This is a genomic window from Pseudonocardia benzenivorans CB1190, from assembly GCF_000196675.2.
Taxonomy (GTDB): domain Bacteria; phylum Actinomycetota; class Actinomycetes; order Mycobacteriales; family Pseudonocardiaceae; genus Pseudonocardia; species Pseudonocardia benzenivorans.
The window spans coordinates 3,415,819-3,430,996 of sequence record NC_015312.1; the positions used below are offsets into that span (position 1 = coordinate 3,415,819).

Here is a 15,178-nt window from a genome sequence, read left to right on the forward strand (position 1 = left end):
CAGGATCGCGCACGACGCGACCGTTCGTGTCGGGGTCGAGCCGGGGCAGCCGTTGGGCCGTCACGAGGGTTTCCTTTCGTGCGTCGCGGCCCGGCGCCTCGCGTCGGAGTCGGGCGTCGGGTTGCATGCGGGAGTAGCCGACCTGGACGTCGTCCACGGTGCCCCGGAACCGGCGCCGGCGCACGGGCGATGACGTACCGACAATCCGCGCCTTGCCTGCCGAAGCCCGGCAACGTCGCAGCGGTGGCAGGGCTATGGGAGCGGTGTGGCCGTCCGGATCGGCCGGGCGGCTCGCGCTGTACGCTGCCGAGAGTCGGCGGCCGAAGACGGTGGCGTGCACGACGCACCGACGGCAGCCGGCCAGGCCGTCGGCGGCGAGCTCGCCGACCGGCTCGCTCCTACCTACCGGCGGGCCCGCGTCGCGGCGCGCCCCCGACCGAGCGGACGATGCGCGAGATCTACCGAGTGGTGGAACGCGGACCCGGCCGAGGTTGCGGACCCGCGACCTGCCCGCCGCGGCTCGTCGCGGGCATGGTCGGTGGTGGGACTGCCGAGCTCGGGCAGCCCGGCTGCCGCATCCACGAGTCGTCGGGACGGCGGTGTCGCGGACGCGGGGGACCGGCGCGGTCCTCTTCGCGGTAGATGTGAGCGACGACCACGCCGGCGGCCGGCACCGCGGGCAGGTACCTCCGGTGCAGGACGCCTACCGCGCGCTGTCGCGGGCCTCGGTGCCGTCCGAGGACCTCGACGTGCGGATGGCCGGCACCCGGTCGTTTCTGGGGACGCGCTCGGTCCCGGGGACCCGGTTCGGGGATGGGGCCTCACGGAGGGTCAGGCCTCCGGGAGTGTTCTGGTGATCCGGACACGCCACCGCGCGGGACCGGATTCCAGGTAGGTCCAGTCGAACTGGTCCGGATAGGTGGCCTGGAACTGTCGGTGCAGCGGCTTCGGATCGTGGTTGTTGACCAGGACGAACGACTCTCCGGGTGCGAGGCGGGCATAGATGCCGAAGATGCGGGGGTGGCGTCGTCCGTGGGGGATTTCGCGGACGTCGAGCACCTCGGGAATCTCGAGGTGCCCCCACGTCAGGAGAGTGACCACGTCCTCGGCCAGGTCCGCGAGATCGACTCCCGGCAGCTCGGCGAGTGCCGGCAACAGGAGGAGGCGTTCGATCTCGGCGCAGCACCGCAGCAGCGTCAGCCCGGCATGGGCGGCCTCGTTCAGCTCGTCGGCCGTGTCCGCCCGGCCGAGGCGGGCGACGCGACTCCGGATCATCTCGTGCTGCAGCCGCAGGGACCGCACGAGCAGCCGGGTCTCCTCGGCACCGGCGGCGACCGCGTAGAGGACGCGATCGGTCGCCTCCATGTGCCGGCGCAGCCGGGACGAGCAGAACTCGACCAGTGAGTCCTGGGTCTCCTCCCTGCGTGCCAACGGGAGGCCGAACCCGGTGGCGAGCTCGACCTTCGCCGCCAGGTCGGCGAGCATCTCCGCGTCGCGGTCGAGGAGCAGCGTCTGTGCTCGCCGTGCCGGGTCGTCTTCGGTGCCCAGGATGTGGATATCGGTTGCTGACGACATGTCGCGCTCCTGTCTGCCCGCCTCCGGCTGTCGGTTCCCGGACGGTCGATGTGCGCCGGTGGCATCACCAGGAAGTCCACCAACAGGAAACTATTTTTACAAGAGTTTTTCGTGTCTAATGGGGCACGTCGCGAGGAGGAGACCTGTGACCTACGTGATCGCGCTGCCGTGTGTCGACGTCAAGGACCGGGCATGTGTCGACGAGTGCCCGGTCGACTGCATCTACGAGGGCGGACGGTCCCTCTACATCCATCCTGACGAGTGCGTCGACTGCGGGGCCTGCGAACCGGTGTGCCCTGTCGAGGCGATCTTCTACGAGGACGACCTGCCCGACCGCTGGGCTGCCCACCTCGAGGACAACGCCGCCTTCTTCACGACGGCCCTTCCCGGGCGCGCCGCCCCGCTCGGCAGCCCGGGCGGGGCCGCGAAGCTGGGGCCCCTCGCGGCCGACACCGTACTGGTGAGCGGCCTGTCCGAGCACCCGGCGGAGGCCGCGGCCGATGAGTGAGCGCCGCGAGCAGATCCTGGAGATCGTGCAGCAGGCCCTCGAACCGGTCGAGGTGGGCGAGGTCGCGCGCGCGGCCGGCATCCACCCGAACACGGCACGGTTCCACCTCGACGCGCTGGTCGCCGACGGTGTGCTCGACTGCGCGACGGGTGCTCCCGCCGGGCGCGGCCGCCCGCGCCACACCTACCGGGCCCGGCCCGGACAGGCCCGCGGCACCGCCCGCCGCTACCAGTTGCTCGCGGAGATCCTGCTGAGCCACCTCGAGCTCCGCGGTGAGGATGCGGCCGACGAGGCGACGACCGCGGGCCGTGCCTGGGGCGCCTACCTGGCTCCCCGGCCGGCTCCGGCGCGGGCGGTTCGCCCGGACGCAGCCCTGACCCAGCTCCTCACGATGCTCGGCGACCTCGACTTCGCCCCGGAACCGGTCCACACCCGGCCCGACGGCGTGGACGCGGCCGACTGGCCGGACGTCGTGCGGCTGCGGCACTGCCCGTTCCTCGAGCTCGCCGTTCCGCAGCGTGATCTGGTCTGCCGGGTACATCTGGGCCTGATGCAGGGCGCGCTCGCGGAGCTGAAGGCTCCGGTCTCGGTCACGAGCCTGGTGCCCTTCGAGGAACCCGGCGCCTGCCTGGCTCATCTCGCTCCGCCCGGGAGGTAGCGCCCGCCGCACCCGATCTCCGGTGTCTCTGCGGTCGGGATCGGCGAACCGGGACACGACCGGGCCCGTTCGCTCGTGGGTCCCGGTCCGGCGGCCCCGTCGCTCGCGCCGCACGACCACCACGTCCTCGAGGACGACCCGGACGCCCGGCGTCGGGGGTACCGACGGCGCCGCTGCGGATCGGGCTTGACCTTCCACCCACTGGAAGGTTCAGGCTTCCCGTCATGACCGGCCTGACCATCGGGGAGCTCGCGCGCCGCTCGGGCGTGTCCGCCCGCACGATCCGCTTCTGGTCCGACGAGGGCGTGCTGCCCGAGACGGACCGCTCGGCAGCCGGCTACCGGCGCTACGACGCGTCCGCGGTGGCCAGGCTGGACCTGGTCCGCACGTTGCGCGAGCTCGGCCTGGGCCTCGATGCCGTGCGTGCGGTGCTCGACCGCACCCGCGGCGTCGACGAGGTCGCCGCCGCCCACGTCCGCGCGATCGACGACCGCATCCGCGCGTTACGGACCCAGCGTGCGATCTGCACGCTGCTCGCGCGCGGCGACCACACAGAGAGGGAGATGGCACTGATGAACGACCTGGCCACACTGTCCGCCGCGCAGCGGCAGCAGCTGATCGACGAGTTCGTGGACGCGACCTTCGCCGGCACGGATCCCGACGCGCCCGGATCGGGCATCGCGACCGCCATGCGCAGTCTGCCCGCCGAGCTGCCCGACGATCCGACGACCGAGCAGGTCGAGGCCTGGGTGCAGCTGGCCGAGCTCGTCGGCGACGAGTCCTTCCGTGCCCGGGTGCGCGAGATGGCCGTCGTCGGCTCGTCGCAGACCGTGCCCGAGGACCCCGGGCCGGACGCGGCACTGGTGGTGGAGCACTGCGGCGCGGCGCTCGCCGCGGGCGTGGTGGCGGGCAGTGCGGCGGCCGAGGAGGTACTCGCCCGCGTCGGCGCGGGCGGGCTCGACCGGGCCGGGCGCCTCGCGCTCGCGGGCCGGCTCGAGACGTTCACCGACCGTCGGGTCGAGCGCTACTGGGTGCTGCTCGGTGTGCTCAACGGGTGGCCCGCCCGGCAGCCTGCCGCACCGGCGTTCGAGTGGCTCGCGGCCGCCCTGCGCGGCTGACAGCCAGGGCGCCCCGCTCTGCGCGACGCGGCCGGCCGGGTCGCGGCGAGCCCGTCGTGGAACGCCGGCCGCGCAGGCCGCAGCGCGAACGGCACCTGCAGCAACCGCTGTGGGCGCTACCGGCCGTGTTCAGTTCGGATCCAATATTGACGGAAAAGTATCCGCTCGATACGATTCTGGCTACGTTGCAGGGACAAGTGTAACCAGCGAAGCGTCAGTGTCCCAGCCGGTCAGCACGCCCCACCTCAACGGACGAGTTGCTGCACGCTGTCCGGTTCTCCCGTACCGATCATCGGTGCGAATCCGGTCGCCGGCAGCCGCCGTCCGTGCCCCGAAGATGAGGAGAAGGACGGCAATGAGGCTCTCTCCCCGAAAGCGCGGGTCCGCCGTCCTGGCGGCCCTCGCCACAGGAGTACTGCTGCTGGCCGCCGCCTGCGGGTCCGGCGGTGGCCAGGCCGAGACGGCCGGATCCGCGATCGACCCGAACGAGGGCGGCGGACCGGCATGGCAGTCCGTGGTCGACGCCGCCCGTCAGGAGGGCCAGGTCGTCCTCTACAGCAACTCCGACGGCGTCAACCCTGCGTTCGAGGCCGCGTGGGCGAAGGCCTACCCCGACATCAAGCTCGTCGTCTCCAAGTACACCTCCGGCGAGCTCACGACCAAGCTCGACGCCGAGAAGGGGGGTGGCGTGGTCGGTGCGGACGTCATCACCGTCTCCACCAAGCCCTGGCTCGAGGCGAACCGCGGGGCGCTGGTCGCCTCCACCGGTCCGGCCCTGGAGAAGTACTGGAAGGGCAGCGAGCACGTCTACGCCGACGGCGCTTACGTCCTGGTCGCCGCGACCCCGCTGGGTGCCGGGATCAACACCGAACAGCTCGCGAAGCTCGGCAACCCCTCGGTGACGACCTACAAGGACCTGCTCCAGCCGCAGCTCAAGGGAGCGCTGGGGATCGTCCCGGGCACCGGTTCGCCCGCCGCCGAGCAGTGGTGGTACTTCGCCGCCAAGGAGATGGGCGGGGACGGCGCGGTCGCTCAGCTCGCCGGTCTCGAGCCCCGGCTGTACACCACGCCCTCCACGATCGCCACCGACATCGCCTCCGGTGAGGTCGCCGTCGGTGCCTACAGCATCAAGGGCACGATCGAGGCGCTCGCGGCCAAGGGTGCGCCGGTCAAGTTCGTGACCCTCGACCCCGTCATCTCGACGCCGGTGACCGCGGCCGTGGTCGGCTGGGCCAAGCACCCGAACGCCGCCCAGGTGTTCCAGAACTGGCTGCTCTCGCCCGCCGGCCAGATCGCGCTCAACGGCAGCGGCTCGCTGCTCACCCCCCTCGCCCTCGCCGACCTGGGCACCGTCCCGGCGACGATGCGCTCCATCCCGGACGGCGCGACGGTCGTCGACGGGGTGCTGAGCCCCGAGCAGAAGACCTGGGTGACCGACCTCTGGAACGCGAAGATGCGGCTCGGCTGAGCGGACCCGGCGGGCCGCGGACGGACGCGTCCGCGCGCGGCCCGCCGGTCCGTGTCCGTGCAACCGCGAGTGAGGACTCCAGACGTGACGCTGACGCAGGAACGGAACGCCGCGACGGGGCCGGCGCAGACGCCGGCCGGGTCCCGGGCGAAACCCGCAGGCCGACGATGGGCGCTGCTCGCGCTCCTCATGGCCGCGTTGATCCTCTGGCCCCTGATCAAGCTCGAGGCACGGGTCGCCGAGGACCTGTCCGGGGCGGTGGACCGGCTGCTCGGCTACCGCGATCTCGGGCGCGTCTATCTGAACACGGTGATCATCGCGGTCGGCTCGACGATCGTCGCGGTGGTGGCCGGGACCGGTCTCGCGTGGTGCATCACGCGAGTGCCGCCGCGGTGGTACAAGGTGATGTCGGTACTGCCGGTCGTGCCACTGCTGATGCCCTCGGTCGCGAGCGTCCAGGGCTGGTCCTACCTGCTGTCGCCGCGAACCGGGATCATCAACCAGTACCTGCGGGAGTGGGGCGTCGGCTCGGGGGACAGCGGGCCGCTGGACGTGTACTCCATGACCGGCATCATCCTGATGGCCGGGACGATCCTGACCTCGTTCGTGTTCATGTTCGTCAGCGCGAGCCTGCGGCAGCGCGGTGCCGAGCTCGAGGCCGCGGCCGCGGCATGCGGCGCGTCCCCGTGGCGGACGTTCCGCACGGTCACCCTCCCGATGATGCGGCCCGCGCTCGTGTACTCCACCGCGATCGTGCTGTTGCTGGCGCTCGGGCAGTTCACCGTCCCGCTTCTGCTGGGCACCCCGGACCGCATCGACGTCGTCAGCACGGCCGTCTACAAGGTCTCCGCCGACTACCCGGTCGACTACGCCCTCGGCGGAGCGCTCGCGTTCCCGCTGCTCGTCATCGGGCTGGGCGTGATCCTGATCCAACGCCGCGCGCTGCGTGACGAACGGCGCTACGTGTCCGTCTCGGCCCGCACCCGCCAGGTCGGGCTGAAGACCTCGGGCTGGGCCCTCGTCCCGATCGTCACCTACCTCGTCGTCGCGGTCGTCCTGCCGCTCGTCGCGCTCGTCTCCGTCTCCCTGTCGCCGTTCTGGTCGGGCCGGATCACCCCGTCGACGTTCACACTGGACAACTGGGCGGCGGTGTGGGGCAACCAGAACACGGTCGACGCGATTACGACGACGCTCACCGCGCTGCTGCTGACGCTGGTGGCGGTCCTGCCGCTGAGCTACCTCGTCTCGGTCGCGCTGCTGCGGCGCACCCGGGTGCCCGGCGTGATCCGGCTGCCCATCGACGTCCTCGCCAGCATCGCGCTCTGCATGCCGGTGTCCCTGCTCGGCTTCGCGTTCCTCTTCACCTACTCCGAGCCGCCGTTCACCCTGTACGGCACCACCGCGATGGTCGTCGTCGCCTACGTGACCCTGACGATTCCCTTCGCGATCCGGCCGCAGCTCTCCGCCCTCACGGCGATCGGGCCCGAGTACTCCGAGGCCTCGCGGGTCTCCGGGGCCGGCTCGCTGAGCACGGCATGGCGCATCACCTTCCCGCTGATCCGCAGCGGGCTGGGAGTGTCCGCCGCGCTGATCACGATCATCGTCGCGCACGAGTTCACCGTGTCCCTCATGGTGACCTCCCCGACGCGGCGGGTCATCGGCTCGCTGCTCTACGACGAGACCGTCAGTGGCACAGCGCCGAACGTGGCGGTCCTGTCACTGCTCATGCTCGCGGTGACGCTGGTCGGCATCGGCATCTCATGGCTCATCGCCGGCGGCAACACCGTCGACAAGATCTGAACCCCTGTGAGTGGCGATGGTCGCCAGGCGACTGTCCCCACTCACAGGGGTCCCTCACACTCCTGGAGCACCGAGTGAGCGAAGTACGGATCGACGGGCTGATGAAGACGTTCGGCTCCGCCGGGGTGCGGGCCGTGGACGACCTGAGTCTCACCGTCGCGGAGGGTCAGCTGGTGGTGTTGCTCGGGCCGAGCGGCTGCGGCAAGACCACCCTCCTGCGCTGCGTGGCCGGTCTGGAGACACCGGACGGCGGCACGATCGAGATCGGCGGCCGGCTGATGTTCGGGCGCGACGGGCGCATCCAGGTGCCCACCCACAAGCGGGACATCGGCATGGTCTTCCAGAACTACGCGCTCTGGCCGCACATGACCGTCGAGCAGAACGTCGCCTACCCGTTGCGGGTCCGGGGCATCGCGCGCCAGGAGCGCAGCCGGCAGGCACGTGAGGCGCTCGCGCTGGTCGAGTGCGAGATGCTGGCCGAACGTCTCCCGTCCGCGATCAGCGGCGGGCAGCAGCAGCGCGTCGCGCTCGCCCGCGCGCTCGTGGCCCGCCCGGGGCTCATGCTGTTCGACGAGCCACTGTCCAACCTCGACTACCGCCTGCGCGCGCAGCTGCGCCACCAGCTGCGCGACCTGCACCGCACGCTCGGGTTCACCGGGCTCTACGTCACCCACGACCAGACCGAGGCCATGCAGCTGGGCACCGTCGTCGCCGTCCTCAAGGAGGGCAAGGTGGAGCAGCTGGCCGATCCGGCGAGCCTGTTCTCCCGGCCCGCGAGCGCCTACGTCGCCCGGTTCCTCGGCATCGGCAACCGGCTGGAACTGGTCCGGGACCCGGATGCGCGCTGGGTGGTCGGCGGCGGCGACGTCCGCCTCGACCTGCCCGCCGCCGGTGAGCTGCCGGGCACCCGGTTCGATCTCTACCTGCGTGCGACCGAGGTGGGCCTCGCCGCACCCGGTGCCGGCCCCGCGGATCCCGACGTCGGACGGCTCCCGGGCGTCGTCACCGACGTCGTGTACAGCGGGGACAGCAGCGACTGGATCGTGCAGGTCGGGGACAGCCGGATCGTTGCCTCCGGCAAGGCACGCGCCTGGCCGTTCGGTCCCGAGGACCGGGTCGAGGTCGTGTTCCGGCACTCGTCGGCCCTGCTCTACGAGCAGGACGAGGCGGGGCGGCTGGTGGAGTCGTACGGCGTCCGCACGTCGCTGGTGCCCTGACCGTGGTGGCCGGTCCGCTCGCCGGTGTCCGGGTGCTCGACTTCTCCTGGATCGGTGTCGGCTGCATCACCACGTGGCTGCTCGCCGAGCTGGGGGCCGAGGTCTGGAAGGTCGAGCCGGTGGACGGCAGCGACAACGCCCGGACCATGGAGCCGCTGGTGCGCGGGGTCGGCGTCAACCACCTCGTGTTCGACCGTGGCAAGAAGAGCTTCCCGGTGGACGTCCGTCGGCCGGAGGGCCGGGAGGCCTACCTCGCCGTGGCCTCCGTGGTGGACGTCGTGGTCGAGGGCATGCGACCCGGGGTGGCCGATCGGCTCGGCGTGGGCGCCGAGGCACTGCGTGAGCGCAATCCCGCACTGAGCTACGTCACGCTGCCCGGCTACGGCTCGGGCGGGCCGTTGTCCGCCACCGCCGGCCACGATCTGAACTACGCCGCGATGGCCGGGGTGCTGTCGATGGCTCGCCAGGATCGACCGGCCCCGGCGCCGGTGCAGGTCGCGGACTGGGTGGCGGCGAGCCTGGCCGCGCTCGCCGCGGTGAGCGGGGTGCACCAGGCGGGCCGGACGCGGACGGGGCTCGTCGCCGAGTCCTCGCTGTTCGACGGCGCGATGTTCGCGCTGGTCGTCGCCCAGGCGCAGGCCCTCATGCTCGGCCTCGACGTCGGCCCCCGGACCAGCATGCTCAACGGCGAGCTCGCCTGCTACGCCGTGTACACCTGCGCCGACGGTGAGCTGCTCGCGGTGGCCGCGCTCGAGGAGCGCTTCTGGCGGCGGTTCTGCGCGCTCACCGGGATCGACGACGAGGGCGCGCAGTACGACCGCTCCCGTCAGGACCGGTTGCGCGGCGTCGTCGCCGGTGTGCTCGCGACCCGGCCGCGGGCGGAGTGGCTCGCACTCTTCGCGGACCAGGACGTCTGCGTGTCACCGGTACTCACCGTGGCACAGGGCCTGCAGCTGCCGCATGTGCGGGAGCGTGCGGGGGTGGTGCCGATGCGGCACCCGGACGGCTCGGTCGTGGACGCCCCTGCGGCACCCTTGCGCGTCGGGCCGCCCGGCGCCGCGCGGCCCACCGCCACAGCCGTCGCGCGCACACCTGCGCTGGGCGAGGGCGCCCGCGAGCTGCTCGGCCTCAGCGGCCGTTCGTCCGCCGAGATCGACCGGCTGCACGGGGCGGGTGTGGTGTTCGCCCCGTGAGCCCCGGCCGCCTACTCGGCGGTGGCGGTCGCGGGCGCGAAGGAGGTGACGACCCCGGCCGCCAGCAGCTCGTCGACCTCCGCCGGGGAGAACCCGTACTCGGCGAGCACGTCCGCGGTGTCGGCACCGGCCAGCGGCGACACCGATCGCCGGGAGCCGTCGCGGATCGGGAGCGGGCCGGGGAGGCCCGGGATCGGCACGGGACGGTCGATGCCCGGCTGGGTCAGGTGCTCGAAGAGCCCGAGCTGCTCCACGTGCGGCTCCCGCAGGAAGCCCACCGAGTCGTTGACCGGCGCGCACATGATCCGGTGGGCGTTGAACCGTTCCACCCAGTCCGCGGTGGACCCCGCGAGCAGCAGCTCGGCCACCAGGGCGCGCAGCTCCGCCGACGCGCCGGTGTGCGGCTCGGGGGCCCGCAGGGCCCCGTAGGGGCGGAAGCGGTCGGCCAGCAGGCGCTCGTCGTCCCCGAGGACGGCGCGCACGCGTGCCCACTCGGTCTCGTTCATGGCCGCGAGGAAGATCTCGCCGTCGGCCGTGCGGTAGTTGCCGTAGATCGTCGGCTGGGGAGCGAGCCGCCCGTCGTGGAGCAGCCGTTCGTGCAGCGCGTGCAGGTCCAGCCAGGCCGCGGCCTGCAGCAGGTGCAGGTCGAGGTAGGTGCCCTTGCCGTGGACCCGCTTGCCGTACAACGCCGCCGAGAGGGCCGAGAAGGTGAACAGCGCCGCAGTCAGGTCCACCGGGATCGTGATCAGCCGGTGCGGGCCGTCGAGGAAGGTCCCGTGCTCGGTCATGAGTCCGGAGTAGGCCTGCAGGACGGGATCCATCGCGGGCCGGTGGGCGTGCGGGCCGGACTGGCCGAAACCGGAGACGGAGGCGTAGACGATCTCCGGGTTCAGCGCCGTGACGTCGTCGTAGGAGAAGCCGAGCCGGCCGACGACCCCTGGACGGAAGGACTCGACGAACACCGAGGCGCCGGTGACGAGCCGGCGCAGGATCTCCGCGCCGCGCGCCGACTTGAGGTCGACGCAGATGCTGCGCTTGCCCATGTTGCCCGAGACCGTGACCCCGGTGTTGCCGCCCGGAACCTGCGCGGGGGCACGCAGCCAGTCCCCGCCCGGCGGTTCCACCTTGATGACGGTGGCGCCGTACTGGGCGAGCATCATCGTGGCGAGGGGGCCGGCGATGCCCTGGCTCAGATCGACGACCACCAGCTCGGCGAACGGCAGGTCTTGAGGCATGTGGTCTCCCGGAGGTCGCGGTGTACTCCAGGCTACACGATGGGATCCGATATCGTAATTATTGGATTCAGAACGTCAGATGTGAGCGTTGAGCCGAGTGGCCACGTCGGTCATCACCGTGTGCACGGCCTGCTCGGCGGGGCCGTCCACGGACTGCGAGAAGCCGAGGGCGACCACCACGCCCTCCAGCTGTCCCCGCGGGTCCAGGGCGGCGCATGAGGAGGTGAACACGCCGGGGATGTACTCGTCCCGGGTCACCAGCACGCTGCGTGACCCGAGGGCGGCGCAGTCGCGCAGGTAGGCCTCCCGGTCCGTGGGGGTGCGGTCGGTCACCGCCGGCAGGGCGGCCGGGACCAGCGCCTCCCGCTCCGCCGGTGTGCTGAAGGCGACCCACCACCGGCCGAAGGAGACCTCGAACATCGGGAACCGGTTGCCGACGGAGATGTGCACCGTGCTCGGCCCGGCGCCGTGCTGCTCGGCCACGTACATCAGCCGGTCCGCCGACACCCGCTGGACGAGCGCCGCGGTCAGGCCGGTCCGCTCGCTGATCTCGGTCAGGAACGGGCGCGTTCTGGTGAAGGAGTCCAGACCCTCGGCGGCGCGTGACCCGAGGACGGCGGTGAAGAACCCGAGCTGGTAGCGGCGCGTCTCCGCGTCGTGGTGGACGAGCGAGTGCGCCTGCAACGTCCGCAGGATCCGCAGCACCGTGCTCTTCGGCAGCTCCAGCGCGGCTGCGATCTCGGACAGTGTGCTGGTCCGGGTGCGGTAGCGGCTGAGCAGCTCGAGGATTCGCGCGGCCGAGTCGACGGCGGGCGAGCCTTGACGCCCGTCCGGAGACGTTTCTACAGTCACGTTGCAAATTTAGCACTGTGTTCCAAATATGAAACAGAACGGAAGGGCTCCCGGATGGACGCCGCGATCGTCGGCCTCGGGATCACCGACGTCGGCCGGGTCTACGGCCGCAGTGCCCCCGACTTCGTCGCGGACGCGGTGCGGCGCGCGGTCGCGGACGCCGGGCTCACCCTCGCCGACGTTGACGGGCTGCTGGTCAGCTCGGGCACGACCCGAGACGTCGACGTCTCCCTGCAGCGCAGGCTCGGCCTGCGCGACCTGCGTCTGCTCAGTGAGATGCAGGCCTTCGGCGCCAGCGCCGGGGCGATGCTCGGCCATGCCGCCGCGGCCGTGACGTGCGGCCTCGCCGACGTCGTGGCCTGTGTCTTCGCCGATGCCCCGCTCCGCGCGGGGGAGTCGGCCGGGGCCGCCTACGCCGGTCGTCGCCGGTACGCGCTGAGCGGCGCCGCCGCGCTGCGCACGGTCGCGGGCGGGAACCCGACGGTCCAGTACGCGCTGGCCGCCCGTCGGCACATGCAGGCCTACGGCACCACGAGCGAACAGCTGGGCGCAGTCGCCGTCGCGCAGCGGAGGTGGGCCGCGCTCAACCCCCTTGCGCAGCAGCGCGAGCCGCTCACCCTCGAACAGCACCAGGCCTCGCGGTGGATCGCCGAACCGCTGCACCTGCTCGACTGCTGCCTGGTGTCCAACGGTGGCGCCGCGGTCGTCGTCACCCGGGCGGATCGGGCGGCCGACCTCGCTCAGCCACCCGTGCACGTCCTCGGCCTCGCGCAGGGACACCCGGGGCAGCCGGCCACGCGCGGGTCCGGCTTCGGCCTGACGACGGGCGCCGCGACCGCCGGCCCGGAGGCACTGCGCAGGGCGGGGCTGCGGGTGGCCGACGTCGACCTGCTCGAGCTCTACGACTGCTACACCTACACCGTCGTCGTCACGTTGGAGGACTACGGTTTCTGCGCCAAGGGCGAGGGCGGGCCCTTCGTCGCCGCCGGCCACACCGCTCCCGGTGGCCCGCTGCCCGTGAACACCGGCGGCGGCCAGCTCTCCGGCTACTACCTCTGGGGCATGACACCGCTCACCGAGGCCGTGACCCAGGCCCGCGGCCACGCGGGCGAACGCCAGGTTTCCCGTCGCGACGTGATCATGGTCAGCGGCAACGGCGGCATCCTCGACCACCACTCGACCGTGATCCTGTCCCCGCACCCCCGGGAGGAGCGACGATGACCGTCCCCGGACCCGCCATCGAGGCCGACTCCGCGACCGCGCCCTTCTTCGCCGCCGCCGCCCGGGACCGGCTGCTGCTCCCGCGCTGCGTCTCCTGCGGCACCTGGCACCCACCGGAGGTCGCGACCTGTTGCGGCCCACTGGAATGGGTCCCCGCCGCGGGCCGCGGCGTCCTCGTGTCCTGGGCCGTCGTGCACGCCGCGCCACATCCGGCCTTCGCCGACTCGCTGCCGTTCCGCACCGCACTCGTCGAGCTGGCCGAGGGCCCGTGGCTGCAGGTCAGGCTCACCGGGGCGGAACCGGCGACCCCCGTGGCCGGATCGCCCGTCCGGATCACCTTCGCGCACCCGGCCGAGGGTGCGTCGTACCCCGTCGGCACCCTGGAGGGACCGTGACCGACCGCCGCCCGATGTCCGGGATGCGGGTCCTCGACCTGACGTCCAACGTCGCGGGCCCGCTCGCCGGGCAGGTGCTCGTCGACCTCGGCGCCGAGGTCGTCAAGATCGAACCGCCCGGCGGTGAGGCCGGCCGCAACATCCGTTCCACGATCCCGGGCCAGGAGGAGCTGCGGCCGTACTTCCTGCCCCATCACCGCGGCAAGAAGTCCGTGGTCCTCGACCTGCGCAACGCCGACGACGTCACGCGGCTGCTGGCACTGGCCGATACCGCGGACGTGTTCGTGCAGGGCTTCCGTCCCGGCGTCCTCGACCGGCTCGGGCTGGGCGCGGACGTGCTGCGCCGGCGCAACCCCCGGCTCGTCCACGCCTCGTTGTGCGCCTTCTCCGGCGACGGCGAGCAGCACCGGCGACCGGGCATCGACGCCCTCATCCAGGCCGAGTCCGGCCTGCTCACCGGCCTGACCGGGGCTGACGGCAGGCCCCTGTTGCCGGCGCCCACCGTCGTCGACGCCGCCGCCGGGCACGTACTGGCGCAGGCGATCCTGGCCGCGCTGTTGGCCCGCGAGCGGCATGGAGAAGGCGACGTCGTCGAGGTCGCCCTCTACGACGTCGCGGTGAGCCTGCAGGCTCCGCACATCACGCGCCAGCTGCACACCGCGCCGGAACACGCCCACCTGACCGAGACCGGGCGGGCGTCGCTGGCCGTCGCCCCGTCCGGTCCGTTCCGCGCCGCGGACGGGTGGCTGATGCTCTTCGCCTACGTGCCCAGGCACTGGACGCTGCTCACCGAGGCCCTCGGTCGCCCCGACCTGCGCACCGACCCCCGGTTCGTCGACCAGGTCGAACGGGCGCGCCACCCGGTCGAGCTGGCCGCCGCGCTGGAGGACGCACTGGCCGGGCACACCGTGGCCGAGTGGGTGCAGGTCCTCACCGCTGCGGGGGTGATGGCCTCGCCGGTCCGTACGTGGAGGTCCGTGATCCGGTCGGCGGCGTTCACCGAGGCGGCCCTGGCGGTCACGGTGGGGGAGGGGGCCCGCACCGAGCTCGCGGTCCGGACCCCCGCCCGGTACCGCGGCTTCGTCCCCGCCGGCACCACCCCGACGCCGCGGCTCGGCGAGCACACCGACGCGGTACTGGGAGGGGTCCGGGCATGAGCGGCTCGTCGACGTCGGAGGACGCGGTGCTGGTCGAGGCCGCCGACGGCGTGCTGGTGGTGACGATCAACCGGCCGCGGGTCCGCAACGCCGTGAACCGCGCCGTGGCCGAGGGGGTGGCCGCAGCGATGGACCGGCTCGACGCCGATCCGCAGCTGCGCGCCGGGATCCTCACGGGCGCGGGCGGCTTCTTCTGCGCCGGGATGGATCTCAAGGCGTTCGGCACCGGCGAGCGGCCCAGCGTCGAGGGTCGCGGCTTCGCCGGGCTGGTGGAACGACCGCCGACGACGCCGCTGATCGCCGCCGTCGAGGGCCCCGCGCTGGGTGGCGGCATGGAGATCGTGCTGGCCTGCGACCTCGTGGTCGCGGCTCGGTCCGCGGTCTTCGGGCTGCCGGAGGTGAAGCGGGGACTCATCGCGGCGGGCGGCGGACTGCTGCGGCTGTCCGGCCGGGTCCCGCACCATCGGGCGATGGAGATCGCGCTGCTCGGCGACCGGTTCTCCGCCGTCGACGCGCACGGCTTCGGGATGGTGAACCGCCTCGTCGCCGAGGGGGAGGCCCTGGCGACCGCGCGCGATCTGGCGGCCCGGATCGCCGCGAACGGGCCGCTCGCGGTTGCCGCGACGAAACAGGTGCTGGCGGCAGGCTGGTCGGCCGACGCCGCGGGGTTCGCGCGGCAGGCGGACCTCGCCATGAGTGTGCGCACCTCCGCGGACGCCGCCGAGGGGGCCCGCGCCTTCCTGGAGAAGCGGTCTCCGAGATGGACGGGCCGCTGAGCGCG

14 protein-coding genes are annotated in these 15,178 nt (G+C 72.6%); 11 read left to right on the top strand and 3 right to left on the bottom strand.

From position 1 onward, the window contains the following. Positions 1 to 831 precede the first annotated feature (831 nt). Complete coding sequence (locus PSED_RS16115; protein ID WP_013675315.1) at positions 832 to 1,575, bottom strand: DUF2249 domain-containing protein; 744 nt, start codon at positions 1,573 to 1,575, stop codon at positions 832 to 834. A gap of 145 nt (positions 1,576 to 1,720) precedes the next feature. Here PSED_RS16115 and fdxA point away from each other — a divergent pair, with 145 nt between their 5' ends. The 7 genes from fdxA to PSED_RS16150 all read left to right on the top strand — a co-directional run bounded on the left by fdxA (position 1,721) and on the right by PSED_RS16150 (position 9,537). Continuing rightward, entirely contained in the window at positions 1,721 to 2,083 is a 363-nt protein-coding gene (gene fdxA, locus PSED_RS16120; protein WP_013675316.1) for a ferredoxin, read from the top strand. Beyond that, positions 2,076 to 2,741, top strand: a complete 666-nt coding sequence (locus PSED_RS16125) for a helix-turn-helix transcriptional regulator (protein ID WP_013675317.1) — start codon at positions 2,076 to 2,078, stop codon at positions 2,739 to 2,741. Before fdxA ends, PSED_RS16125 begins: the two co-directional genes overlap by 8 nt. Positions 2,742 to 2,965: 224 nt before the next feature. Further along, entirely contained in the window at positions 2,966 to 3,859 is an 894-nt protein-coding gene (locus PSED_RS16130; protein ID WP_013675318.1) for a helix-turn-helix domain-containing protein, read from the top strand. A gap of 355 nt (positions 3,860 to 4,214) precedes the next feature. Further along, positions 4,215 to 5,327 carry an extracellular solute-binding protein gene (locus PSED_RS16135; RefSeq protein ID WP_013675319.1) on the top strand — a complete coding sequence of 371 codons (1,113 nt, stop codon included), beginning with the start codon at positions 4,215 to 4,217 and terminating at the stop codon, positions 5,325 to 5,327. 84 nt (positions 5,328 to 5,411) lie between these two features. Continuing rightward, entirely contained in the window at positions 5,412 to 7,127 is a 1,716-nt protein-coding gene (locus PSED_RS16140) for an ABC transporter permease (protein WP_013675320.1), read from the top strand. A gap of 74 nt (positions 7,128 to 7,201) precedes the next feature. Continuing rightward, a complete protein-coding gene (locus PSED_RS16145) occupies positions 7,202 to 8,344 on the top strand; it encodes an ABC transporter ATP-binding protein (RefSeq protein ID WP_013675321.1) in 1,143 nt (380 codons plus the stop codon). A 5-nt stretch (positions 8,345 to 8,349) separates the two neighbouring features. Beyond that, positions 8,350 to 9,537, top strand: a complete 1,188-nt coding sequence (locus tag PSED_RS16150) for a CaiB/BaiF CoA transferase family protein (RefSeq protein ID WP_158511315.1) — start codon at positions 8,350 to 8,352, stop codon at positions 9,535 to 9,537. A gap of 11 nt (positions 9,538 to 9,548) precedes the next feature. Here the strand turns inward: PSED_RS16150 and PSED_RS16155 are convergent, their stop codons facing one another. Beyond that, positions 9,549 to 10,772 (bottom strand): CaiB/BaiF CoA transferase family protein, encoded by a 1,224-nt coding sequence (locus PSED_RS16155; RefSeq protein WP_013675323.1) that lies wholly within the window; start codon positions 10,770 to 10,772, stop codon positions 9,549 to 9,551. Between the two features lie 75 nt (positions 10,773 to 10,847). After that, the gene (locus PSED_RS16160) at positions 10,848 to 11,624 is read right to left on the bottom strand and encodes an IclR family transcriptional regulator (RefSeq protein ID WP_013675324.1); all 777 of its coding nucleotides are present in this window, start codon (positions 11,622 to 11,624) and stop codon (positions 10,848 to 10,850) included. A gap of 54 nt (positions 11,625 to 11,678) precedes the next feature. Here PSED_RS16160 and PSED_RS16165 point away from each other — a divergent pair, with 54 nt between their 5' ends. Genes PSED_RS16165 through PSED_RS16180 form a run of 4 tightly spaced genes read left to right on the top strand, consistent with a single transcriptional unit; the run spans position 11,679 to position 15,173 of the window. After that, positions 11,679 to 12,845: a thiolase C-terminal domain-containing protein gene (locus tag PSED_RS16165; RefSeq protein WP_013675325.1), complete on the top strand. Its 1,167-nt coding sequence runs from the start codon at positions 11,679 to 11,681 to the stop codon at positions 12,843 to 12,845. Beyond that, positions 12,842 to 13,240, top strand: a complete 399-nt coding sequence (locus tag PSED_RS16170) for a Zn-ribbon domain-containing OB-fold protein (protein WP_013675326.1) — start codon at positions 12,842 to 12,844, stop codon at positions 13,238 to 13,240. Before PSED_RS16165 ends, PSED_RS16170 begins: the two co-directional genes overlap by 4 nt. Then, positions 13,237 to 14,397: a CaiB/BaiF CoA transferase family protein gene (locus PSED_RS16175; protein ID WP_013675327.1), complete on the top strand. Its 1,161-nt coding sequence runs from the start codon at positions 13,237 to 13,239 to the stop codon at positions 14,395 to 14,397. The genes PSED_RS16170 and PSED_RS16175 overlap by 4 nt, the downstream gene beginning before the upstream one ends. Further along, positions 14,394 to 15,173, top strand: coding sequence for a crotonase/enoyl-CoA hydratase family protein (locus tag PSED_RS16180; RefSeq protein WP_013675328.1), 780 nt, complete (start codon positions 14,394 to 14,396; stop codon positions 15,171 to 15,173). The genes PSED_RS16175 and PSED_RS16180 overlap by 4 nt, the downstream gene beginning before the upstream one ends. Positions 15,174 to 15,178 lie beyond the last annotated feature (5 nt).